General features: G+C 72.8%; 24 protein-coding genes. 17 read left to right on the top strand and 7 right to left on the bottom strand.

The window, feature by feature from the left end:
* The first annotated feature begins 106 nt into the window (after positions 1-106).
* Positions 107-3,646, top strand: coding sequence for a DNA polymerase III subunit alpha (gene dnaE / locus BU197_RS08870; protein ID WP_188267683.1), 3,540 nt, complete (start codon positions 107-109; stop codon positions 3,644-3,646).
* 100 nt (positions 3,647-3,746) lie between these two features.
* On the opposite strand, the gene BU197_RS08875 is transcribed toward dnaE, so the two are convergent.
* Complete coding sequence (locus BU197_RS08875) at positions 3,747-3,917, bottom strand: hypothetical protein (protein WP_188267684.1); 171 nt, start codon at positions 3,915-3,917, stop codon at positions 3,747-3,749.
* A 215-nt stretch (positions 3,918-4,132) separates the two neighbouring features.
* On the opposite strand from BU197_RS08875, the gene BU197_RS08880 reads away from it, so the two are divergent.
* The 4 genes from BU197_RS08880 (at position 4,133) to BU197_RS08895 (ending at position 8,279) form a co-directional block, all read left to right on the top strand.
* On the top strand, positions 4,133-5,443 hold the full coding sequence (locus BU197_RS08880; protein ID WP_188267685.1) for an NYN domain-containing protein: 1,311 nt from the start codon (positions 4,133-4,135) through the stop codon (positions 5,441-5,443).
* Positions 5,444-5,454: 11 nt separating this feature from the next.
* Positions 5,455-6,435, top strand: coding sequence for an ABC transporter ATP-binding protein (locus tag BU197_RS08885; protein ID WP_188267686.1), 981 nt, complete (start codon positions 5,455-5,457; stop codon positions 6,433-6,435).
* Between the two features lie 355 nt (positions 6,436-6,790).
* The gene (locus BU197_RS08890) at positions 6,791-7,618 is read left to right on the top strand and encodes an ABC transporter permease (protein ID WP_411158463.1); all 828 of its coding nucleotides are present in this window, start codon (positions 6,791-6,793) and stop codon (positions 7,616-7,618) included.
* Positions 7,619-7,652: 34 nt separating this feature from the next.
* The gene (locus BU197_RS08895; RefSeq protein ID WP_188267687.1) at positions 7,653-8,279 is read left to right on the top strand and encodes a DUF2567 domain-containing protein; all 627 of its coding nucleotides are present in this window, start codon (positions 7,653-7,655) and stop codon (positions 8,277-8,279) included.
* 145 nt (positions 8,280-8,424) lie between these two features.
* Here BU197_RS08895 and ybaK read toward each other — a convergent pair whose 3' ends face one another.
* The 4 genes from ybaK to BU197_RS08915 form a co-directional block, all read right to left on the bottom strand.
* On the bottom strand, positions 8,425-8,922 hold the full coding sequence (gene ybaK / locus BU197_RS08900) for a Cys-tRNA(Pro) deacylase (protein ID WP_188267688.1): 498 nt from the start codon (positions 8,920-8,922) through the stop codon (positions 8,425-8,427).
* 61 nt (positions 8,923-8,983) lie between these two features.
* Positions 8,984-9,721, bottom strand: coding sequence for an LON peptidase substrate-binding domain-containing protein (locus BU197_RS08905; protein ID WP_188267689.1), 738 nt, complete (start codon positions 9,719-9,721; stop codon positions 8,984-8,986).
* Positions 9,722-9,732: 11 nt separating this feature from the next.
* Positions 9,733-10,758: a hypothetical protein gene (locus BU197_RS08910; RefSeq protein WP_188267690.1), complete on the bottom strand. Its 1,026-nt coding sequence runs from the start codon at positions 10,756-10,758 to the stop codon at positions 9,733-9,735.
* Positions 10,759-11,121: 363 nt separating this feature from the next.
* Positions 11,122-12,729: an oxidoreductase gene (locus tag BU197_RS08915; protein WP_188267691.1), complete on the bottom strand. Its 1,608-nt coding sequence runs from the start codon at positions 12,727-12,729 to the stop codon at positions 11,122-11,124.
* Positions 12,730-12,932: 203 nt separating this feature from the next.
* On the opposite strand from BU197_RS08915, the gene hisD reads away from it, so the two are divergent.
* From hisD to hisF, 8 genes are read left to right on the top strand one after another with little or no spacing between them, the layout of a single operon-like run.
* Positions 12,933-14,276, top strand: coding sequence for a histidinol dehydrogenase (hisD, locus tag BU197_RS08920; RefSeq protein ID WP_188267692.1), 1,344 nt, complete (start codon positions 12,933-12,935; stop codon positions 14,274-14,276).
* The gene (locus tag BU197_RS08925; RefSeq protein WP_188267693.1) at positions 14,252-15,379 is read left to right on the top strand and encodes a histidinol-phosphate transaminase; all 1,128 of its coding nucleotides are present in this window, start codon (positions 14,252-14,254) and stop codon (positions 15,377-15,379) included. Before hisD ends, BU197_RS08925 begins: the two co-directional genes overlap by 25 nt.
* Positions 15,376-15,969: an imidazoleglycerol-phosphate dehydratase HisB gene (hisB, locus tag BU197_RS08930; protein WP_188267694.1), complete on the top strand. Its 594-nt coding sequence runs from the start codon at positions 15,376-15,378 to the stop codon at positions 15,967-15,969. The genes BU197_RS08925 and hisB overlap by 4 nt, the downstream gene beginning before the upstream one ends.
* 2 nt (positions 15,970-15,971) lie before the next feature.
* Positions 15,972-16,136 carry a hypothetical protein gene (locus BU197_RS08935; RefSeq protein ID WP_188267695.1) on the top strand — a complete coding sequence of 55 codons (165 nt, stop codon included), beginning with the start codon at positions 15,972-15,974 and terminating at the stop codon, positions 16,134-16,136.
* Positions 16,133-16,780, top strand: coding sequence for an imidazole glycerol phosphate synthase subunit HisH (gene hisH, locus BU197_RS08940; RefSeq protein ID WP_188267696.1), 648 nt, complete (start codon positions 16,133-16,135; stop codon positions 16,778-16,780). The genes BU197_RS08935 and hisH overlap by 4 nt, the downstream gene beginning before the upstream one ends.
* Positions 16,777-17,502, top strand: coding sequence for a bifunctional 1-(5-phosphoribosyl)-5-((5-phosphoribosylamino)methylideneamino)imidazole-4-carboxamide isomerase/phosphoribosylanthranilate isomerase PriA (gene priA, locus BU197_RS08945; protein WP_188267697.1), 726 nt, complete (start codon positions 16,777-16,779; stop codon positions 17,500-17,502). The genes hisH and priA overlap by 4 nt, the downstream gene beginning before the upstream one ends.
* Entirely contained in the window at positions 17,499-17,897 is a 399-nt protein-coding gene (locus BU197_RS08950) for a RidA family protein (RefSeq protein ID WP_188267698.1), read from the top strand. The genes priA and BU197_RS08950 overlap by 4 nt, the downstream gene beginning before the upstream one ends.
* On the top strand, positions 17,894-18,649 hold the full coding sequence (gene hisF / locus BU197_RS08955) for an imidazole glycerol phosphate synthase subunit HisF (protein ID WP_188267699.1): 756 nt from the start codon (positions 17,894-17,896) through the stop codon (positions 18,647-18,649). The genes BU197_RS08950 and hisF overlap by 4 nt, the downstream gene beginning before the upstream one ends.
* Positions 18,650-18,936: 287 nt before the next feature.
* Here hisF and BU197_RS08960 read toward each other — a convergent pair whose 3' ends face one another.
* The gene (locus BU197_RS08960; protein WP_188267700.1) at positions 18,937-19,572 is read right to left on the bottom strand and encodes a TIGR03085 family metal-binding protein; all 636 of its coding nucleotides are present in this window, start codon (positions 19,570-19,572) and stop codon (positions 18,937-18,939) included.
* An 84-nt stretch (positions 19,573-19,656) separates the two neighbouring features.
* On the opposite strand from BU197_RS08960, the gene hisI reads away from it, so the two are divergent.
* From hisI to BU197_RS08980, 4 genes are all read left to right on the top strand, one after another.
* Entirely contained in the window at positions 19,657-20,007 is a 351-nt protein-coding gene (gene hisI / locus BU197_RS08965) for a phosphoribosyl-AMP cyclohydrolase (protein WP_188267701.1), read from the top strand.
* 11 nt (positions 20,008-20,018) lie between these two features.
* Positions 20,019-21,509, top strand: a complete 1,491-nt coding sequence (locus tag BU197_RS08970) for an anthranilate synthase component I (RefSeq protein ID WP_188267702.1) — start codon at positions 20,019-20,021, stop codon at positions 21,507-21,509.
* Positions 21,510-21,523: 14 nt separating this feature from the next.
* A complete protein-coding gene (locus BU197_RS08975; protein WP_188267703.1) occupies positions 21,524-22,171 on the top strand; it encodes a TIGR02234 family membrane protein in 648 nt (215 codons plus the stop codon).
* Between the two features lie 147 nt (positions 22,172-22,318).
* Positions 22,319-22,570, top strand: a complete 252-nt coding sequence (locus BU197_RS08980) for an HGxxPAAW family protein (protein WP_188267704.1) — start codon at positions 22,319-22,321, stop codon at positions 22,568-22,570.
* An 82-nt stretch (positions 22,571-22,652) separates the two neighbouring features.
* Here the strand turns inward: BU197_RS08980 and BU197_RS31455 are convergent, their stop codons facing one another.
* The gene (locus BU197_RS31455; RefSeq protein ID WP_411158464.1) at positions 22,653-23,096 is read right to left on the bottom strand and encodes an SLATT domain-containing protein; all 444 of its coding nucleotides are present in this window, start codon (positions 23,094-23,096) and stop codon (positions 22,653-22,655) included.
* Positions 23,097-23,099: the final 3 nt, after the last annotated feature.

The raw sequence follows: 23,099 nt of genomic DNA on the forward strand, positions 1-23,099 counted from the left end.
CGGCTCCCGGTACCCGTCGTCCGTCCCTCGCGCGACGTAGACTTCCACGCTGTCCCCCCAGACTGTCCGCAGCCTGTAGTCCGTCGTTTCCCGGAGGCCTTCCGCCGTGACCAAGCCGCCCTTCACGCACCTCCACGTCCACACCCAGTACTCGCTGCTGGACGGGGCCGCGCGGCTGAAGGACATGTTCAACGCGTGCAACGAGATGGGCATGACGCACATCGCCATGTCCGACCACGGCAACCTGCACGGGGCGTACGACTTCTTCCACTCGGCCAAGAAGGCCGGGGTGACGCCGATCATCGGCATCGAGGCGTACGTCGCCCCCGAGTCCCGCCGCAACAAGCGGAAGATCCAGTGGGGCCAGCCGCACCAGAAGCGCGACGACGTCTCCGGCTCCGGCGGCTACACCCACAAGACGATCTGGGCGGCGAACGCCACCGGACTCCACAACCTCTTCAAGCTCTCCTCCGACGCCTACGCCGAGGGCTGGCTCCAGAAGTGGCCCCGGATGGACAAGGAGACCATCTCCCAGTGGTCCGAGGGCCTGATCGCCTCCACCGGCTGCCCCTCCGGCGAACTCCAGACCCGGCTGCGCCTCGGCCAGTTCGACGAGGCCCTGAAGGCGGCCTCCGAGTACCAGGACATCTTCGGCAAGGAGCGGTACTTCCTGGAGCTGATGGACCACGGCATCGAGATCGAGCGCCGGGTCCGCGACGGCCTCCTGGAGATCGGCAAGAAGCTCGGCATCCCGCCGCTCGTCACCAACGACTCCCACTACACGTACGCGCACGAGGCGGGCGCGCACGACGCCCTGCTCTGCATCCAGACCGGCAAGAACCTCTCCGACCCGGACCGCTTCAGGTTCGACGGCACCGGCTACTACCTGAAGTCCACGGACGAGATGTACGCCGTCGACTCCTCGGACGCCTGGCAGGAGGGCTGCCGCAACACCCTCCTGGTCGCCGAGCAGGTCACCACCGAGGGCATGTTCGTGGAGAAGAACCTCATGCCGAGGTTCGACATCCCGGAGGGCTACACCGAGGTCACCTGGTTCCGCGCGGAGACCATGAAGGGCATGCACCGGCGCTTCCCCGGCGGCATCCCCGAGGACCGCATGAAGCAGGTCGAGTACGAGATGGACACCATCATCTCGATGGGCTTCCCCGGCTACTTCCTCGTCGTCGCCGACTTCATCATGTGGGCGAAGAGCCAGGGCATCGCCGTGGGCCCCGGCCGAGGCTCCGCGGCCGGTTCGATCGTCGCGTACGCCATGGGCATCACCGACCTCGACCCCATCCCGCACGGTCTGATCTTCGAGCGCTTCCTCAACCCCGAGCGCATCTCCATGCCCGATGTCGACATCGACTTCGACGAGCGCCGGCGCGTCGAGGTCATCCGGTACGTCACGGAGAAGTACGGCGCCGACAAGGTCGCCATGATCGGCACCTACGGCAAGATCAAGGCCAAGAACGCGATCAAGGACTCCGCCCGCGTCCTCGGCTACCCCTACGCGATGGGCGACCGGCTCACCAAGGCCATGCCCGCCGACGTCCTCGGCAAGGGCATCGACCTCGACGGCATCACCAACCCCTCGCACCCGCGCTACAGCGAGGCGGGCGAGATCCGGTCGATGTACGAGAACGAGCCGGACGTCAAGAAGGTCATCGACACCGCCAGGGGCGTCGAGGGCCTGGTCCGCCAGATGGGTGTGCACGCGGCCGGCGTGATCATGTCCAGCGAGCCGATCGTCGACCACGCGCCCGTCTGGGTGCGGCACACCGACGGCGTCACCATCACCCAGTGGGACTACCCCCAGTGCGAGTCGCTTGGCCTGCTCAAGATGGACTTCCTGGGCCTGCGCAACCTCACGATCATGGACGACGCCGTCAAGATGGTGAAGGCGAACAAGGGGATCGAACTCGACCTCCTCGCCCTGCCGCTCGACGACCCGAAGACCTTCGACCTGCTCCAGCGCGGTGACACCCTCGGCGTCTTCCAGTTCGACGGCGGCCCCATGCGCTCGCTGCTGCGGCTGATGAAGCCCGACAACTTCGAAGACATCTCCGCCGTGTCCGCCCTGTACCGGCCGGGCCCGATGGGCATGAACTCGCACACGAACTACGCCCTGCGCAAGAACGCGCAGCAGGAGATCACCCCGATCCACCCCGAGCTGGAGAAGCCGCTCGAAGAGGTGCTCGCGGTCACCTACGGCCTCATCGTCTACCAGGAGCAGGTCCAGAAGGCCGCCCAGATCATCGCCGGGTACTCCCTGGGCGAGGCCGACATCCTCCGCCGCGTGATGGGCAAGAAGAAGCCCGACGAGCTGGCGAAGAACTTCGTCATCTTCGAGGCGGGAGCCAAGAAGAAGGGCTTCAGCGACGAGGCGATCAAGGCACTCTGGGACGTCCTGGTCCCCTTCGCCGGATACGCCTTCAACAAGGCGCACTCCGCCGCGTACGGCCTGGTGTCCTACTGGACCGCCTACCTCAAGGCCAACCACCCGGCCGAGTACATGGCGGGACTGCTCACCTCGGTCAAGGACGACAAGGACAAGTCCGCCGTCTATCTGAACGAGTGCCGCCGCATGGGCATCAAGGTGCTCCCGCCGAACGTCAACGAGTCCGAGTCGAACTTCGCCGCCCAGGGTGACGACGTGATCCTCTTCGGCCTCTCCGCCGTCCGGAACGTCGGCACCAACGTCGTCGAGTCGATCATCAAGTCGCGCAAGGCCAAGGGGAAGTACTCCTCCTTCCCGGACTTCCTCGACAAGGTCGAGGCCGTCGTCTGCAACAAGCGGACGATCGAGTCGCTGATCAAGGCCGGCGCGTTCGACGAGATGGGCCACACCCGCAAGGGTCTGGTCGCCCACCACGAACCGATGATCGACAACGTGGTGGCGGTCAAGCGCAAGGAGGCCGAGGGACAGTTCGACCTGTTCGGCGGCATGGGCGAGGAGAGCACCGACGAACCGGGCTTCGGCCTCGACGTCGAGTTCTCCGACGTCGAGTGGGAGAAGTCCTACCTGCTCGCCCAGGAGCGCGAGATGCTCGGCCTCTACGTCTCCGACCACCCGCTCTTCGGCATCGAGCACGTCCTGTCCGACAAGTCGGACGCGGCGATCTCCCAGCTCACCGGCGGCGAGCACTCCGACGGCGCGGTCGTCACCATCGGCGGCATCATCTCCGGCCTCCAGCGCAAGATGACCAAGCAGGGCAACGCCTGGGCCATCGCCACCGTCGAGGACCTGGCCGGCTCCATCGAATGCATGTTCTTCCCCGCCACCTATCAGCTGGTCTCCACCCAGCTGGTCGAGGACACGGTCGTCTTCGTCAAGGGACGCCTGGACAAGCGCGAGGACGTGCCCCGGCTCGTCGCCATGGAGCTGATGGTCCCCGACCTGTCGAACGCCGGGACCAACGCGCCCGTGATCCTCACCATCCCCACCGTGAAGGTCACCCCGCCGATGATCACCCGGCTCGGCGAGATCCTCGGCCACCACAAGGGCAACACCGAGGTACGGATCAAGCTCCAGGGCCCCCGCACCACCACCGTGCTCCGGCTCGACCGCCACCGGGTCCAGGCCGATCCGGCGCTCTTCGGCGACCTGAAGGTCCTGCTCGGACCGTCCTGCCTGGCCGGATAACCGAAGAGCCGGGCCCCGGGGGCCCGCCGCACGCGCCAGGGGCGCGCCCGTCGTCACGGGCGCGCCCCTTCGCCGTACCGCGAGGTGCGTCAGAGGTGCGTCAGTTGTGACCGAAGCGCTTTTGACGCCCCTTGCGCGCCACGTCGCCCGGGGTGACCTGGCTCGCGCGCTGGTCGGCCTGCGACTCCAGGGACGACTGCTGCGCCTGCTGGGCGCCGCGCTCGGCCTGGGAGTGCTTCGGACCGCGGGTCTGGTTGCGGTTCTTCGCCATGGGGGTCGCCTCCAAAGGGACCTAGGGGCCAGGGCCGCTGTCAGACTCACATACCGGATGAACCGACGCATTTTGGATCATTGCGGAACGTGACGGCCCCCCAGGAGTGACATCCGCCACGCCGATGATCCAGTTCCGACCGTCCGGCCCCCGGCCTTCGGGCAGACTCGAAGGAAATCCGAAGCAACTTCCGTTCCCGAGGTTCCCGAAAGAGGGTGGAACACGTGGACCGCTGCGTCGTTCTGGTGGACGCCGGCTACCTGCTGGGTGCCGCTGCCAGCCTTCTCGCCGGGGAACCGGCCCGCTCCCGGATCACCGTCGACCACGCCGGGCTCATCCAGCAGCTGCGCCACCGCGCCGAGGCCGAGACGGCCCTGCCCCTGCTGCGGATCTACTGGTTCGACGGCGCCCCCGACCGGGTCCCCCAGCCGGAGCACCGCAGACTCCGGGTCATGCCCCGGGTCACCGTCCGGCTCGGCGCCCTCACCCGAAGCGAGGGACGCTGGGCCCAGAAGGGCGTCGACGCGGCCATGCACGCCGAACTCACCGAGCTGGCGAGGAACCGCGCCTGCTCCGACATCGTGCTCGTCACCGGCGACGGCGATCTGCTCCCCGGCCTCATGTCGGCCAAGGAACACGGCGTCGCCGTGCACCTCTGGGCCGTCCAGGCGGCCGACGGCGACTACAACCAGTCCGAGGACCTCGTCGCCGAGGCCGACGAACGACGGGTCCTCGACCGCGCCTGGATCACCCGAGCCATCCGCGCCAAGGACCTCAACGGCATCTGCTCCCCGTCGCCCGCGCCCCGCCCCGAGATCGCCGCCATCCTCTCGGCGCCCCTGCCGGAGGCGGCCCTCGCCGCCTCCGGCGAACGGGCCGGGCAGTCCCCGCCGCCCCCCTCCGAGACCACGCCCGCCCCCGCCGCCACCCCCGACGCCACCGCCGGACTCGCCCACGAGGACGCGCACCCGCTCACCCCCGGCGTCCCCGCCCCCGCCACCGGCAAGGGCGTCCCCACCCCCAAGGACCTGGCGGGGCTGCGCGGCCCGGGAACCACCGGCCCCGCCACCGCGCCCCCGGGCAACAGCGCGCTCCGCTGGTCCTCCGACCGGGGCTGGGTCGAGCGCCCGGCCCCCGCCCTCGGCGAACCGCCCGAGACCGCCTCCCTGCCCACCCTCGCCACCCTCACCAGCGCCGAGCAGCGCTGGGCCGACCGCGAGGAGGACATCACCACCGTCGGCGGCGACCCCTTCGAGGTCGGCCAGGTGTTCGCCCGCCGATGGATGGAACGCCTCCACGAACAGAGCCACGTCCAGAACCTCTCCGTCCTCTACCCCCGCATCCCGCACCGCATCGACGGCGAACTCCTCCGCTACGCGGCCCGGTTCGGCCTGCTCGCCCACAAGGACGACCAGATCGACGAACACGACCGGTACGCGATCCGGGCGGGCTTCTGGCGCGAGATCGACGTCCGGGCCGCCGCCGAACCCGCCCCCGCGCCCGGCACCGGCCCGACGACCCCGTAGGCTCTTCCCCCGTGAGTACGGTGTGCGCGGTGCGGGAACTGGTCAAGACGTACCCCGCCACGCGCGGCGGGCGCGGTACGCCCGCGACCCCCGAGGTGCGGGCCACCGACGGGATCGACCTCGATGTGCGCGGCGGCGAGATCTTCGGCCTGCTCGGCCCCAACGGGGCGGGCAAGTCCACCCTCGTACGCCAGCTCACCGGACTGATGCGCCCCGACTCCGGAACCGTCCGGGTCCTCGGCCACGACCTGGTGCGCCACCCCGAGCGGGCCGCCCGGCTCCTCGCCTACCTCGGCCAGGAGTCCACCGCCCTCGACGAGCTGACCGTCTCCCTCGCCGCCGAGACCACCGCACGGCTCCGGGGCCTGACCGCCCCCGAGGCCCGCGCCGAGCGTGACGCCGTCCTCGACGAGCTGGGCCTCGGCCCCCTCGCCTCCCGGCCCCTCAAGAAGCTCTCCGGCGGACAGCGCAGGCTCGCCTGCTTCGCCACCACCCTCGTCGGACGCCGCTCCCTGCTCGTCCTCGACGAGCCCACCACCGGCATGGACCCCGTCGCCCGCCGCGCCGTCTGGGCCGCCGTCGACCGGCGCCGCGCCGAACAGGGCACCACCGTGCTCCTCGTCACCCACAACGTCATCGAGGCCGAGACCGTCCTCGACCGCGTCGCCGTCCTCGACCGGGGCCGGGTCATCGCCTGCGACACGCCCACCGGACTCAAGGAACGCGTCGCGGGGGAGGTCCGCGTCGAACTGCTCTGGCGCGAGTCGGCCCCCCTCCACCTGCCCGAGATCGCCGCGCTGAGCGGCCTCGCCCAGGAGACCGGCCGCCGCTGGGCCCTCCGGCTCGCCCCCGACCAGGCACGCGCCGCCGTCGCCACCGTCACCGGCGGCGCCGCCTTCGCCGCCCTCGACGACTTCACCCTGGCCACCCCCAGCCTGGAGGACGTCTACCTGGCCCTCGGCGGCGCCACGGAGGGACTGGTGAAGGCGTGACCGGAACCACACCCGCACCCGCACGGATCTCCGCACCCTCCGTACGAGGGGCCATGCCCGCACCCGCGGGGACCTCCGTGTCCGTGCCGGGGACAGCGTCCGCGCCCGCACGGGCTTCCACACTGGTACGAGGGACCACGCCCGTACGAGCCTCCGCGCCTTCCGTACGAGGGGCCGCGCCCGCAGCCGCACGAGCCTCCGCCTCCGTACGAGGGGCCACGCCCGCACCCGCGCGGATCTCCGCCTCCGGGCGAGGGCCCGTGCCCGCGCCCGTACGAGTGGGCTCGCTCGCGTACGATCCGGGGGCCGGCTCCGTACCCCCGCCCGAGCCCGTGACCCCCAGGAGCTGTCCGCAGTGAGCACCGTGCCCGCCGAGGTCCTGCCGACCGGCGCGCCCGCCGTCCGGACCCGCGACGACGAGGACACCGCCGCGCCCCTCGCCCCCCGCGCCCGGCTGCTGCCGGCCCTGGCCGCCGTCTACCGGGCGCAGCTCTCCCGCGCCCGGGTCGCCCGCATCCCGCTGCTCTTCGTCGCCACCTTCCAGTCCGTCGGGATCATGATCCTGATGCGCGGGGTGGTCGACGGCGGCTCCGAGGCGCGGGCCGTCGTGGCCGGATCCACCGTCCTCGTCGTCGCCTTCGTCGCGCTCAACCTGCTCGCCCAGTACTTCGGGCAGCTACGGGCCACCGGCGGGCTCGACCACTACGCCACCCTGCCCGTGCCGCCCGCCGCCGTCGTGCTCGGCGCCGCCGGGGCGTACGCCTCCTTCACCGTGCCCGGCACCGCCGTCACCGCCGTCGCCGGATCCGTCCTCTTCGGGCTGCCGCTCGGCAACCTGTGGATCCTCGCCGCCGTCGTCCCGCTCTCCGGAGCGGCCCTCGCCGGTCTCGGCGCGGCCCTCGGCCTCCTCGCTCCCCGTCAGGAACTGGCCACCCTCCTCGGCCAGCTCGGCATGTCGGCGGCGCTGCTCCTCGGCGTCCTCCCGGCCGAACGGATGCCGGAGCCGATCGGCTGGGCCCGGGACCTGCTGCCCTCGACGTACGGCGTGGAAGCCCTCGCCCGCACCTTCGACGCGCGCCCCGACTGGGCCGTCGTCGCCCTCGACCTCGGGGTCTGCGCCGTGGTCGGCGCGGTCTCCCTCGCGGTCGCCACCTGGGCGTACCGGCGGGCCGCCGTCCGCTGAGGCGGGCCGCGGGGACACCTGGCACGATGGCGGGGTGACCGCACCCCTTACGCCGCCTCACCAGCCCTCGTCGCACGATCCCGGCTGGCCCCCGCCGCCTCCGCCGGTGTCCGGTCCCGCCGGGGACCCGATCACGGCAGCCGAGGTGCTCCAGGGGGTCCTGGTGGCCCTGGTGTCGACGATCGCGGGCGCGGTGCTCGGCGTACTGTGGCTGAATCTCGCCCCGCGCGTGCTGCTCGTCTCCGACGGCAAGGGCGTCTACCTCCGCGACTCCGAGGGCGAGGCGGCCATCGGCTCCGACGGCACGTTCGTCCTCCTCGCCCTGGCCTTCGGGGCCCTCGCCGCGCTCGTCGTCTTCCTGCTCAAGCGCCGGGGCGGCATCCCGCTGGTGCTGGGGCTCGCCCTCGGCGGCGGACTCGGCTCCCTGCTCGCCTGGGGCCTCGGCGTCTACTTCGGCCCCACCCGGGACGTGGTCGCCCACGCCAAGGCGGTCGGCCCCGAAGTCGTCTTCGACGCGCCGCTGGAACTGCACCTGGGGGCCGCCGCGATGCTGGCCTGGCCGCTCGCCGCGATGGCCGTGCACCTGGTGCTCACGGGTCTCCTCGGCCCGCGCGACCCGGAACCGGAACCCTGGGGCGCGCCGCAGCCGCACGAGAGCTGAGAGAACGCCAGGGAGGCCGACCGGGGCCCGGGGCGGGGGGACGTCAGGGGCCCGAGGCGGGGGAGCCGGGGGAGGCCTGGGGCCTTCCGCCGGACGTTCTCCGGTCCTGCCCGCCGTTCTCCGCGAGGCGCCCGGGGAGCCTTCGTCAGGCGCGGCCGATCGGCGCCAGCACCGCGGCGGTGAGCGTGGCCAGATCGGCGGGGGAGAGTTCCACCTCAAGACCCCGGCGGCCCGCCGAGACGCAGATCGTCGGGTGGCCGGAGGCCGAGGCGTCGAGGACCGTACGCAGCCGCTTGCGCTGCCCGAGCGGGGAGATCCCGCCCCGGACGTACCCCGTGGTGCGCTCCGCCGCCGCGGGATCGGCCATCGCCGCCCGCTTGCCGCCGACCGCAGAGGCCAGCGCCTTCAGATCGAGCTGCCCCGCCACCGGCACCACCGCCACGGTCAGCTCTCCGTCGACGTCCGCGACCAGCGTCTTGAAGACCCGGTCGGGGGAGACGCCGAGGGCCTCCGCCGCCTCCTCGCCGTACGAGGGGGAGGCCGGGTCGTGCTCGTAGGAGTGCAGGGTGAACGGGGTGCCCGCGGCCGTCAGGGCCACCGTCGCCGGGGTGCCGCCGGTGTTCTTCTTCTGCTTCTTCGTCACGTGCTCTTCCTCGGCTCGGCCGGCCGGCCCGTCCGCCGTGCGGCGCGGTTCCGCCGTGCGGTCAGTTCGGATACGTCGGGGCCTGTGTGAGTTCCACCGCCGGAAGCGAGGGCAGGTGCCGCAGCATCGCCGTCTCCGCGCGCAGCAGCGCCAGCTCCTCGCGCAGCCGGGTCGCCGTGTCCGGAGCCTGGAGCAGCCGCTGCCGCGCCGGGACGTCGAGCACGGCGGCTGCGGCCACCAGATACGACACCACCGAGGGGTCGTCGGGCAGCTCGCTCGTCGTCAGGGACCGCTCCCGGGCGCCCGCGAGACGCTTCTGGTACGAGCGGAAGGCCCGCAGCACCCCCTCGGAGAGCGCCTCGGCCTCCTCGCCCTGCTCCTCGGGTACGTCCTCGACCTCGGCCACCAGGAACGGGCCGCTCGCGTCGACGGACAGCAGCCGCACCCGGGTCGTGCCGGTGGCCACCACCTCGAAGGTGCCGTCCGCGCGCTCCCGGATCGTCGCCGCGTCGGCGACACAGCCCACCCGGTGGAAGGCCTGGATCGGATCGGGGCCGAAACCCGCCGCCGGACCCTTCTCCGGCAGCGCCGTCTGGTCCGGCAGACCGGGCAGGGTGGGCGCGATCTCGCGTCCGTCACGGATGGCGACGACGACGAAGCGGCGCGGTTCCTCCTCGTCGAGGGTCAGCAGGGAGCGCATCATGGCGCGATAACGCTGCTCGAAGACGTTCAGCGGCAGCACGAGGCCGGGGAACAGCACCGCGTTGAGCGGGAAGAGAGGCAGGCGAGCGGTCGTCACAGCGCCCAAGACTAATGGCCGCCGGGCCCGCCCCGTCCTGCCCGTCCCCGTCCGGCGCCCCACCAGAGGCCCCGGCGGGCCGGTTCGCGCCGGGTCCGGTCCCGCGCGGCGAGGAAACCCCGCAGCGGATCCACCCCGCCGGCCCCCCACGGGAACGAGGTCGCGTGCGCCCCGATCCGCCCGAACTCCTCCCGCGCCTCCTCCCACCGGGCCCGCTCCATCAGCACGTGCGCGAGGAGGTTGCGGACCTCGGCCGGCCAGGGGTCGCCGACCGCGAAGGACTGGGACAGGGCCCGCCCCCGGTCCACCGCCCGGTCGATCCGCTCCTCGGGGACCGTGCCGTCCCGGGGCGGCACCCTCAGCCGGTCGTAGGCCGCGCGGACCGGCAGCGCCCGGACGAGCGAACGCGGGGCGGCGTCGTCGGCCGCCTGCTCGGCGAAGTCGAAGGCGGCCCGGTGCGAGCCGTACCACTGGGCGGAGAGGTACTTCAGGGCCGCCACATGACTGCCGTAGTGGTGCGGGGAGCGGCGCACCGCCTGCTCCCACAGCGACTCGAAGACCGTGTGCCCGACGTGGGCCCCCCGCGCGTGGTCGAGGGCGAGCCGCCAGGGCACCGGGTCCTGCGGCGCCGCCTCGGCGACGGCACGCACCAGCGGGTCGAGCTCGCGCAGCCGCTCCGCCCGCGCGGGCGACTCCCAGGCCCTGCGCACGGCGAGCTGCGCGGTGACGAGCAGCGCGTCCGGGTCGCGGGGGGCGGCCGTCAGCCAGTGGGTCAGCCAGCCGTCCCTGCGGTGCGCGAAGGTGGCGAGGCGGGTGACGTACCGGTCGCGGTCCTCCCACTCCCGCGCGTCGCGGGTGGTGGCCAGCAGTTTCGCGGCGGGCTCCGGATCGGCGTAGGCGGCCGCGACGAGGGCGGGGGCCAGCCGCTCGTCGGGGGCGTCGAGCAGCACGTCGTCGTCCGGCACGCACTCGGCGGTGGGCTCCGGCGCGGGCCGGGCCGAACGAACGGCGCCGGTCAGGGCGCGGAGCAAGGACATGATGCGACATATTCTCTCCTGGCACCCGCCTCCTCGGCAGCCCGTCTCACCTCTGAGCCACAGCTCTCTCACACCGTGGGCACCGGTCGGTACCGTCCGCTCACCACACGCCCACAGGAGCCCCCGAGCACCCCCACCGGTCCGCCCGGCTCCACCCCCGCCGGTCCACCCGCTGCACCCGCCGGTCCGCCCGGCCCGCTCCCTCCGGTGGCCCCCCCTCGCGCTCCCGCCGGGTCCGCCCGGCCCACCCCCTCCGGTGGCCACCCCGAGTGCCCCGCCGGTCCGCCCGGCTCATCCGGCTCACCCGGCCAACCCCGGCTCGCCCCGGCCAACCCCGGCTCACCCCCGCCGAAGCAGCCCCCCTCACCCCCTGCTGAGCAGCCGGGTCGCGCCCGCCGCCACCGTCGTCGCCAGGATCCAGCCCAGCATGATCAGCACCGCCGCCGCCCACTGCCACATCCCGTGCAGCCGCCAGTAGCCGTCCTGGCCCAGGTTGATCACCGGGATCAGCAGGTCGAGGGCGTACAGCGTGGCGCTCCACTCGGGGGCCTCGTCCGCCTTCAGCGGTATCGGCCGGTAGTGGGAGAAGGCCACCGTGCCCGCGCCCCACAGGATCGCCATCCACAGCGCCGCCCGGCCGGGCCGGTAGCCGTAGGCCACGGCCAGGTCCTGGAGGTAGCCCCACAGCTTCCCCGCCACCGGCAGGGTCTCCCGTCTGCGCCGCTGCTTGGCGAGCAGCACCTCGCGGGCGTCGGCGTCCTCCCCGCTGTTGCGCAGCACCGCCGCCAGCCGCTCGTACGGCTCCGGGGCGTACTCCGGCGTCGCGGCGGCCACCCATTCGAGCCGTCGGGTCAGCGGGAAGTGTCCGTACGGCACCAGGTTCTCGTAGACGAAGCCGCCCATGGCGAGGCCGCCGGGCCCCGGCCAGCTCGTCGACAGGTCGATCAGGGTGACGACCTTCGCGCCGTTGAGCACCACCCGGCCCTCCTCCGGGCGCTCCCCGCTGAACCGCAGCTCAGGGGTGACGATTCGGCGCAGCGAGACCTCCTCGCGGCGCGCGCCGTTCAGCAGGAAGCGGGCGTGGTGCAGGTCCACCGCGTCGCCGAACCTCCCGTCGTCGAGCCGCACCCCGCCGTGGCACTCCACCGGTCTGCGGCGGGCGCCCTGGTCGGGCGTCACCCCGTAGGGCGGAGTGGCCGAGGACTCGCCGGGGGAGCCGGGGGTCTCCCCGTACACCCACGTCGCGTTGAGGTAGAGGGAGCGCTCGACGGTCAGCTGCGGGGCGTTGAGCGCGCGGCGGCCCTGGGCGCCGCGCAGCACGCTGCCCCGCAGGCTGAGCGAGACCCCGACCTTCGCGCCGCGCAGGCTCAGCTCGCCGTGCGTCTCGATCAGCTCGGCCTGGAGGTCCTGGGCGACCGCGAGCCCGTCCGCCGCGATGGCCCGGCCCCGCCGGTCCGGCCACACCTGGATCTGGTTGACGAGCAGGTCGGTGCCGATCTGCGCGTCGGTGAGCCGGATGCCGTGCCGCACCCGGCACCGGGGCAGATGCAGATCGCCCTCGGTGTGCAGCCGGGCCGCCTCCAGCCGGGGCAGCGAACAGCCCACGATCCGCAGCGTCCCGAAGCGGGCCTCGGGCAGGACGACCTCGCCGTCGAAGCGGCAGCCGTGCAGCTCCACGTACGGGCCTATCGTCCCGCCCGCGAGGTTCAGCACGCCGGTGATCCGGGCGCCGCGCAGCTTCAGCGCGGCGACGCGCCCGGTGCGGGCCGGCGGGCCGGCGAGCAGCAGCAGCGCCATCACATCCGCGCGGACGGTCCGCTGCTCCCCCCACTCCCGTCCCCCGAAAGGGTCGTCGATCTCGGCGATCCCCTCCGTCAGATCGCATGTCCTGCCGATCCGGAACGACCGCCACATGGTCCGCTCGGGACCCGTGAGACCTTCCGGCATCCCGTCCTCGTGCGGCTCGGTCAACGCCGCCCCCTCGCTCTCCACGATCCATTCCCCGCGATGTCCCGGCCCCGGAAGCCGGGCTTCGTAGATTCGTACAGTCGTTCTTCCCGCTGAGTGACGGGCTGAACGCTAACGGTCAGGAGTGGCGACTAGACGCCAGTGGGGTGTGTATCAGCCAGTGATACGGGCGTCCGGCGCTGTGGGCCGTCTGAGAGAATTGACCCGTGATCTCTCGAATCGATCTGCGCGGCGAGGCCCTCCCCGAGGGTTCCGCCCTGCGCGACCTGCTGCCCCGTGCCGAGTTCGACGTGGAAGCCGCCCTGGAGAAGGTGCGGCCCATCTGCGAGGACGTCCGGCATCATGGCGCGGCCGCGGTGATCGACTACGGAGAGAAGTTCGACGGCGTCCGCGTCCCGGCCCTCCGCGTCCCCGCCGAGGCCCTGGCCCGTGCCCTCGACGAACTCGACCCGGCCGTCCGCGCCGCCCTGGAGGAGTCCATCCGGCGCGCCCGGCTCGTCCACCGCGACCAGCGCCGCACCACCCACACCACCCAGGTCGTCCCCGGCGGCACGGTCACCGAGAAGTGGATCCCGGTCGAGCGCGTCGGTCTCTACGTGCCCGGCGGCCGCTCCGTCTACCCGTCCTCCGTCGTGATGAACGTCGTCCCGGCCCAGGAGGCCGGCGTCGAGGGCATCGCCATCGCCTCGCCCCCGCAGCGCGACTTCCAGGGCCTGCCGCACCCCACCATCCTCGCCGCCTGCGCCCTCCTCGGCGTCGACGAGGTCTACGCGGCGGGCGGCGCCCAGGCCATCGCCATGTTCGCCTACGGCACCGCCGACGAGGGCGACACGCCCGGCTGCGCCCCCGTCAACCTGGTCACCGGCCCCGGCAACATCTACGTGGCCGCCGCCAAGCGCCTCCTCAAGGGCCGTATCGGCATCGACGCGGAGGCCGGACCGACGGAGATCGCGATCCTCGCGGACTCCACCGCCGACCCCGTGCACGTCGCCGCCGACCTCGTCAGCCAGGCCGAGCACGACCCGATGGCCGCCTCCGTCCTCGTCACCGACTCCGAGGCCCTCGCCGCCGCCACCGAGGCCGAGCTGAAGACCCAGGTCGCCGCCTCCAAGCACATCGACGACCGGATCGTCCCGGCCCTCGCCGGACGCCAGTCCGCGATCGTCCTGGTCCGCGACCTCGCCGACGGCCTCAAGGTCGTCGACGCCTACGGCGCCGAGCACCTGGAGATCCAGACCGAGGACGCCGCCGCCGTCGCCGACCGGGTCCGCAACGCGGGCGCGATCTTCGTCGGCCCCTGGGCCCCGGTCTCCCTCGGCGACTACTGCGCCGGCTCCAACCACGTCCTGCCCACCGGCGGCTGCGCCTGCCACTCCTCGGGCCTCTCCGTGCAGTCCTTCCTGCGCGGAGTGCACATCGTGGACTACACCCGTGACGCCCTCGCCGACGTCGCCCACCACGTGGTGACCCTCGCCGAGGCCGAGGACCTGCCCGCGCACGGCGCGGCGGTCAAGGCACGGTTCGGATGGAAGGTACCCCAGAGCAAGTGACCGGCATCGACGACCTCCCCATCCGCGACGAGCTGCGCGGCAAGTCCCCGTACGGCGCGCCGCAGCTCGACGTCCCCGTCCAGCTGAACACCAACGAGAACCCCTACCCGCTGCCCGAGCCCCTGGTGGCCCGGATCGCGGAGCGGGTCGCCGAGGCCGCCCGCCACCTCAACCGCTACCCCGACCGGGACGCGGTCGAGCTGCGCACCGAGCTGGCCCGCTACCTCACCCGCACCACCGGCCACCCGGTCGCCACCGAGAACGTCTGGGCGGCCAACGGCTCCAACGAAGTCCTCCAGCAACTGCTCCAGGCCTTCGGCGGCCCCGGCCGCACCGCGATCGGCTTCGAGCCCTCGTACTCGATGCACGCCCTGATCGCCCGGGGCACCGGCACCGGCTGGGTCTCCGGCCCGCGCGCCGAGGACTTCACCATCGACCTGCCCGCCGCCGAGCGGACCATCGCCGAGCGGCGCCCGCACGTCGTCTTCATCACCTCGCCCAACAACCCCACCGGCACCGCCGTCTCCGCCGAGACCGTCCTCGCCCTGTACGAGGCGGCCCAGACGGCCCGGCCCTCCCTGGTGGTCGTCGACGAGGCGTACGTGGAGTTCAGCCACCGCGACTCGCTGCTGCCCCTCCTGGAGGGCCGCCCCCGCCTGGTGATCTCCCGCACCATGTCCAAGGCCTTCGGCGCCGCCGGACTCCGCCTCGGCTACCTCGCCGCCCACCCGGCCGTGGTCGACGCCGTCCAGCTGGTCCGGCTGCCGTACCACCTCTCCGCCGTCACCCAGGCGACCGCCCTCGCCGCCCTTGAGCACACCGACACCCTCCTCGGGTACGTCGAACAGCTCAAGGCCGAACGGGACCGGCTCGTCACCGAGCTGCGCGGGATCGGATACGAGGTCACCGACTCGGACGCCAACTTCGTGCAGTTCGGGAAGTTCCCCGACACCCACGCGGCCTGGCGGTCCCTCCTCGACCGGGGCGTCCTGGTCCGGGACAACGGCGTACCGGGATGGCTGCGGGTGACCGCCGGCACCCCCGAAGAGAACGACGCGTTCCTCGACGCGGTTCGTGAACTGAAGAAGGAGCAGAGCGCATGAGCCGCGTAGGCCGCGTTGAGCGCACCACCAAGGAGACCTCCGTCGTCGTCGAGATCGACCTCGACGGCACCGGAAAGGTCGACGTGTCCACCGGGGTCGGCTTCTACGACCACATGCTCGACCAGCTCGGCCGGCACGGTCTGTTCGACCTCACCGTCAAGACCGACGGCGATCTGCACATCGACTCCCACCACACCATCGAGGACACCGCCCTCGCCCTCGGCGCCGCCTTCAAGCAGGCCCTCGGCGACAAGGTCGGCATCTACCGCTTCGGCAACTGCACCGTCCCCCTCGACGAGTCGCTCGCCCAGGTCACCGTCGACCTCTCCGGCCGCCCCTACCTCGTGCACACCGAGCCCGAGAACATGGCGCCGATGATCGGCTCGTACGACACGACGATGACCCGGCACATCCTGGAGTCCTTCGTCGCCCAGGCCCAGATCGCCCTGCACGTCCACGTCCCGTACGGGCGCAACGCCCACCACATCGTGGAGTGCCAGTTCAAGGCCCTCGCCCGCGCCCTCCGCTACGCCTCCGAGCGCGACTCCCGCGCCGCCGGAATCCTCCCCTCCACGAAGGGCGCGCTCTAGTCGTGAACGGCCTCTCCACCATCCTGATCGTCGTCGGGCTCTTCCTGCTCGGCGGCATCTACTCCTTCGCCAAGCAGCAGATGCCCAAGAGCCTCATCGTGCTCCTCACCATCGGCGCCGTCATGTGCCTCTCCGCCGGAGTGCTCCGACTGGACGTGTGGGCATGAGCACGACCGCCCCCAAGAAGATCGTCGTCTTCGACTACGGCTTCGGCAACGTCCGCTCCGCCGAGCGCGCCCTCGCCCGGGTCGGCGCCGACGTCGAGATCACCCGCGACTACGACACCGCCATGAACGCCGACGGACTCCTCGTCCCCGGCGTCGGCGCCTTCTCCGCCTGCATGCGCGGACTCAAGGAAGCCCGCGGCGACTGGATCGTCGGCCGCAGGCTCGCCGGTGGCCGTCCCGTCCTGGGCATCTGCGTCGGCATGCAGATCCTCTTCGCGCACGGCATCGAGCACGGCGTGGAGAGCGAGGGCCTCGACGAGTGGCCCGGCACGGTCGAGCCGCTGAACGCCCCCGTCGTCCCCCACATGGGCTGGAACACCGTCGACGCCCCCGAGGACAGCGAACTGTTCGCCGGCATGGACGCCGACACCCGCTACTACTTCGTGCACTCCTACGCGATGCGCAAGTGGAGCCTGGAGGTCGGCAACCCCAACCTCCGCGCCCCCAAGGTCACCTGGGCCACCCACGGCGAGCCCTTCGTCGCCGCCGTCGAGAACGGCGCCCTGTGGGCCACCCAGTTCCACCCCGAGAAGTCCGGCGACGCCGGAGCCCAGCTCCTCACCAACTGGATCGGAACCCTGTGAGCACTCTCGAACTCCTCCCCGCCGTGGACGTCCGCGACGGTCAGGCCGTCCGCCTCGTGCACGGCGAGTCCGGCACCGAGACCTCCTACGGCTCCCCGCTCGAAGCGGCGCTCGCCTGGCAGCGCTCCGGCGCCGAGTGGCTGCACCTCGTCGACCTCGACGCCGCCTTCGGCACCGGCGACAACCGGGACCTCATCGCCGAGGTCGCCCGCGCCATGGACATCAAGGTCGAACTCTCCGGCGGCATCCGCGACGACGCCTCCCTGGCCGCCGCCCTCGCCACCGGCTGCACCCGCGTCAACCTCGGCACCGCCGCCCTGGAGACCCCCGAGTGGGTCGCCAAGGTCATCGCCGAGTACGGCGACCGCATCGCCGTCGGCCTCGACGTCCGCGGCACCACCCTGCGCGGCCGCGGCTGGACCCGCGACGGCGGCGACCTCTACGAGACCCTCGCCCGCCTCGACTCCGAGGGCTGCTCCCGCTACGTCGTCACCGACATCGCCAAGGACGGCACCCTCCAGGGCCCCAACCTGGAACTCCTGAAGAACGTCTGCGCCGCCACCGACAAGCCCGTCGTCGCCTCCGGCGGCGTGTCCTCCCTGGACGACCTGCGGGCCCTGTCCGGCCTCGTCCCGCTCGGCGTCGAGGGCGCCATCGTCGGCAAGGCGCTCTACGCCAAGGCCTTCACCCTCGAAGAGGCGCTCGCGGCGGTGGCGTCGTGACCTCCGGCGTCCGCAGGGTCGTCACCGGCGCCCCCTGGGAGGAGCAGTTCGGCTACTCCCGCGCGGTCGAACTGCCGGGCGGCCTGGTCCTGGTCTCCGGCTGTACGTCGGTGGTCGACGGCCAGATCGCCGAGGGCGGCCCCTACGAGCAGACGGTCAACGCCTTCCGGGTCGCCTTCGACGCCCTGGAGAAGCTCGGCCTCGGCCCGGAGCACGTCGTCCGCACCCGTATGTACCTCACCCACGCCCGGGACGTGGACGACGTCGGCCGCGCCCACAAGGAACTGTTCGACGCCGCCCGGCCCGCCGCCACCCTGCTCATCGTCTCCGGCCTCGTCGACCCCCGCCTGGTCGTCGAGGTCGAGGTCGAGGCCTACCGGGAGAGTGCCGCATGAGCCTCGCCGTACGTGTGATCCCCTGCCTGGACGTCGACAACGGCCGGGTCGTCAAGGGCGTCAACTTCCAGAACCTGCGGGACGCGGGCGACCCCGTCGAGATGGCCAAGCTGTACGACGCCGAGGGCGCCGACGAGCTGACCTTCCTCGACATCACCGCCTCCTCGGGCAACCGGGAGACCACCTACGACGTGGTGCGCCGCACCGCCGAACAGGTCTTCATCCCGCTCACGGTCGGCGGCGGCGTCCGCTCCACCGAGGACGTCGACAAGCTGCTGCGGGCCGGTGCCGACAAGGTCGGCGTCAACACCGCCGCCATCGCCCGCCCCGAACTCATCCGGGAGATCGCGGAGCGCTTCGGCAGCCAGGTGCTCGTCCTCTCGGTCGACGCCCGGCGCACCCCCGCGGGCTCCTTCGAGGTGACGACGCACGGCGGCCGCAAGGGCACCGGCATCGACGCCGTCGAATGGGCCCACCGGGCCGCCGAGCTGGGCGCCGGGGAGATCCTGCTCAACTCGATGGACGCCGACGGCACCAAGGACGGCTACGACACCGAGATGATCACGGCCGTGCGCGAGCACGTCACCGTCCCGGTGATCGCCTCCGGCGGCGCGGGCCGCCTCGCCGACTTCCCGCCGGCCGTGGCGGCGGGCGCGGACGCGGTCCTCGCCGCCTCCGTCTTCCACTTCGGCGACCTGCGGATCTCCCAGGTCAAGGACGAACTGCGACAGGCGGGCCACCCGGTCCGCTGACGGCCGCCGCACGCACGGGCCGAGGGGGCTCCTCAGGGACCCCCTCGCCGTACGCGCGGACTCTCCGCATACGCGAGACTCGCCGTACGCGCGAAAGGGGCTCCGCGAAGGGGCCCCTTTTCCCGTACCCGGGGGCGGCGGGTCCTCCCGGTGGGCGGGTCCGCCCAGGGCCCGGGTCCGCCCGTAGGCCAGGTCCGCCTGTACGTCGGGTCCGCCCGTAGGCCAGGTCCGCCCAGGCGCCGGGCCCACAGGGGGCAGGTCCTCCCAGGCGCCGGGTCCGACCGGGCTCAGATCCCCAGCTGCTTCGTCTCCCGCAGCCGCTCGATCGCGTCCGGCTCGCCCTCCAGGTCCACCTTGGCCGTCGCCTGCCGGCCGAACAGGTACATCACCAGCTCGCCCGGCTCCCCGGAGACCGTCACCACCGGGGTCCCCTTGTGCGCGACCACCGTCTGACCGTTCGGCCGCCGCAGCACCAGACCCACCGGCGCCTTCCGCCCGAGCAGCCGCGCCGTCCGCTCCAGACGGGACCACAGGGCGTCCGCGAAGACCGGGTCCAGCTCCCGCGCCGACCAGTGCGGCTGCGCCCGGCGCACATCCTCCGCGTGGACGTAGAACTCGACGGTGTTCGCCCCCTCGTCCACCTGCTTGACGGCGAACGGCGAGAACCGGGGCGGCCCCGTCCGCACCAGCTGGACCAGCTCCTCGTACGGCTTGGCGGAGAACTCCGCGAGCACCCGGTCCCCGCGCTCCTTCAGCATCGGCACGAGGGTGGCCGCCGCCGCGTCGGGGCGCCGCTCCCGCACCACCACATGGGCCGCGAGGTCCCGGGTCAGCCAGCCCTCGCAGAGCGTCGGGGCGTCCGGACCCGCCGCTTCCAACAGGTCGGCGAGCAGGAGACGTTCACGTTTCGCATGGGTCGACATGTCGGTCAGCGTACGGCGGGCGCCCCCGGTCCGCCCAGTGGACGCACCGCGAGTCACCACCCCCGGGCGCGGCACAATGGCGCCATGACCAGCAATCTCGACCCGGCCATCGCCGCCCGGCTCAAGCGCAGCCCCGACGGGCTCGTCCCCGCCATCGCCCAGCAGTACGACACCGGCGAGGTGCTGATGCTCGGCTGGATGGACGACGAGGCCCTGCACCGCACCCTCACCACCGGCCGCTGCACCTACTGGTCCCGCAGCCGCCGGGAGTACTGGGTCAAGGGCGACACCTCGGGGCACGTCCAGCACGTCAAGTCCGTCGCCCTCGACTGCGACGCCGACACCGTCCTCGTCAAGGTCGACCAGGTCGGCGCCGCCTGCCACACCGGCACCCGCACCTGCTTCGACACCGACGTGCTCCCCGTATCCGAGTAGGGTCTGGCGCCATGGATCTCGACACCTTCCGCAAGCTGGCGGCCGACCGCCGTGTCATCCCCGTCAGCCGCCGGCTGCTCGCGGACGGCGACACCCCGGTCGGGCTCTACCGCAAGCTCGCCGCCGAACGGCCCGGCACCTTCCTCCTCGAATCGGCGGAGAACGGCCGCAGCTGGTCCAGGTACTCCTTCATCGGCGTCCGCAGCGACGCCACCCTGACCGTCCGGGACGGCGAGGCCCACTGGCTGGGCGCACCGCCCGTCGGCGTCCCCGTCGACGGCGACCCGCTCCAGGCCCTGCGCGCCACCATCGAGACCCTGCACACCCCCCGTGACCTCGGCGGCGGTCTGCCGCCCTTCACCGGCGGCATGGTCGGCTACCTCGGCTACGACATCGTCCGACGCCTGGAGAAGATCGGCGAGCACACCCGGGACGACCTGGAGCTGCCGGAGCTGACCATGCTCCTCACCAGCGACCTCGCCGTCCTCGACCACTGGGACGGCACGGTCCTGCTGATCGCCAACGCGATCAACCACAACGACCTGGAGACCGGCGTCGAGGAGGCCCACGCGCACGCCGTCGCCCGCCTCGACGCGATGGAAGCCGACCTCGCGCGGCCGGTCGCCACCGCCCCCACAGCCCTGCCCGACTCCGCGCTTCCCGAGGTCTCCGCGCTCTGGGGCGGTCCCGCCTACCAGGACGCCGTCGAGGACGTCAAGGAACGCATCCGGGCGGGCGAGGCCTTCCAGGTCGTGCCCTCGCAGCGGTTCGAGACCCCCTGCACCGCCTCCGCGCTCGACGTCTACCGGGTGCTGCGGGCCACCAACCCGTCCCCGTACATGTACCTCTTCCGCTTCGAGAACGGCTTCGACGTCGTCGGCTCCAGCCCCGAGGCCCTCGTCAAGGTCGAGGACGGACACGCGCTGCTCCACCCCATCGCCGGGACCCGGCACCGGGGCGCCACCCCGCAGGAGGACCACGACCTCGCGGAGGAACTGCTCGCCGACCCCAAGGAGCGCGCCGAGCACCTCATGCTGGTCGACCTCGGCCGCAACGACCTCGGCCGGGTCTGCGCCCCCGGCTCCGTCGAGGTCGTCGACTTCATGTCGGTCGAGCGCTACTCGCACGTCATGCACATCGTCTCCACGGTGACCGGGAAGGTCGCCGAGGGCCGGACCGCCTTCGACGTCCTCACCGCCTGCTTCCCCGCGGGGACGCTCTCCGGCGCGCCCAAGCCGCGCGCGATGCAGATCATCGAGGAGCTGGAGCCCACCCGGCGCGGTCTCTACGGCGGATGTGTCGGTTATCTCGATTTCGCGGGCGACGCGGACACCGCCATCGCCATCCGCACCGCCCTGCTCCGCGACGGAACCGCTTATGTGCAGGCCGGAGCCGGTGTCGTCGCCGATTCCGACCCCGTCGCCGAGGACGAGGAGTGCCGCAACAAGGCCGCCGCCGTACTCCGTGCCGTCGACACGGCCAACCGGATGAACGCGGGCTGAGCAGGTAGGGGATAGTGGGGTACGTGAGCGCCGTACCCGTACCCCAGACCCGAGCCGCCCGGACGGCCGTCCCCGGCGGCGGCCGTCGCAGCCTCGCCGCGGCCCTTCTCCTCGGCGCCGCGGGCGCCGCCGTCGTCCTGCTTTCGGCGGGCCAGATCTGGGCGGAGGGCACCGCCGCCGTCGGCGGCGGCACCCTCCCCGTCGAGGCCGACGGAGGCGCCGTCACCGGAGTCCCCACCGCCCTCGCGATCGTCGGCCTGGCCGCGCTCTTCGCCGTCTTCGCCGTCCGCCGCGCCGGCCGGACCCTCGTCTCCGCCCTGCTCACGCTCAGCGGCGCGGGCGCCGCGCTCGCCGCCGTCCTCGGCGCGTCCGACCGCGCCGCGCTGAACGCCGAGGCCGCCCGCATCAGCGGCGACACCGGCGCAGCCGTCACCGGACTCACCCACACCGTCTGGCCGTACGTGGCCGCGGCGGGCGCCGTCCTCATCCTCCTCGCGGGCCTCCTCGCCCTGCGCTTCGGCAAGGCCTGGCCCGCGATGGGCGGTCGCTACGAGCGCTCCGGCGCCCCCCGCGCCCGCAAGGCGGCCACCACCGACCCCGACCGGCCCGAGGACCTGTGGAAGGCCCTGGACCGAGGCGAGGACCCCACCGGGGCCGCCTGACGCTCGGCCGACGGGGGAGTCCGCCGCGACGCGTGATCGTCCCGGCACCCCCGATTCATCCTCGTGAGCCCGCGTGCGGGACAATGAGCGCCGAGTGTCCGCGCACGCGGGACCTCACCATCGAGCAACTGCAACGAGGAGCAACTCATGTCGGGCAGCAGCCACGGACACACCCCGGCCGCCTGGACCGGTGTCATCATCTCCTTCATCGGCTTCTGCGTCGCCGGAGTCTTCATGGTGGGCGCCAACCTGGTCGGCTTCTGGGCCGGTGTGGGCGTCATCCTGCTCGGCGGCGTCGTCGGCGGCGCGATGAAGCTGGCCGGGCTCGGCATGCCGAAGGACACGGCCGCCGTCGTCGCGGCGCGCGAGGCGGCCACCCTCCAGATCCGTTCCTCCTGACGCGCCTTCCGCCGCGACAGGACACCCGTGTGAGCGCAGCCCGGCCATGCCGTGCTGCGCTCATCCGCGTCCGGGGCGAGAATCACCGGGTGGACACGCAGCCGACGGCCGGAGCCGCGACCGAGGATTCCCCCACCCGCCCGGGTGAACCCGGCACCACTCCCGCACGGGGACACGCCTCCGTGCCCCCGGGGCCGACCGGAACACCGCCCTTCGGACCCGGCCGCACCGGGGAGACCGCCGCCCCGGCCCACGCGTCCGCCGGACCCCGGACGACCCCCGCGCCGGACGGCCGGGCCCCCGTACGGCCCGGGGAAGCCCCGGCACAGGGCCCCGCCGCCCCCGCCCGGCACCGCCCCCCCAGCCCCCCCGCCCCCCCGCCCACCCCCACCCACCAACACCCGGCCGCCTCGCTCGCGGTCCCCTCCGTCGGCCCCAGGACCTCCCGGACGCACTCCGTCGCCCAGTCGAACCGGAGCGTCTGGATCCGCCGCTGCACCGCCTGCGCCGTCGCCACGTCCCGCATCCA

The organism is Streptomyces sp. CBMA291, assembly GCF_014596525.1.
Lineage (GTDB): Bacteria > Actinomycetota > Actinomycetes > Streptomycetales > Streptomycetaceae > Streptomyces.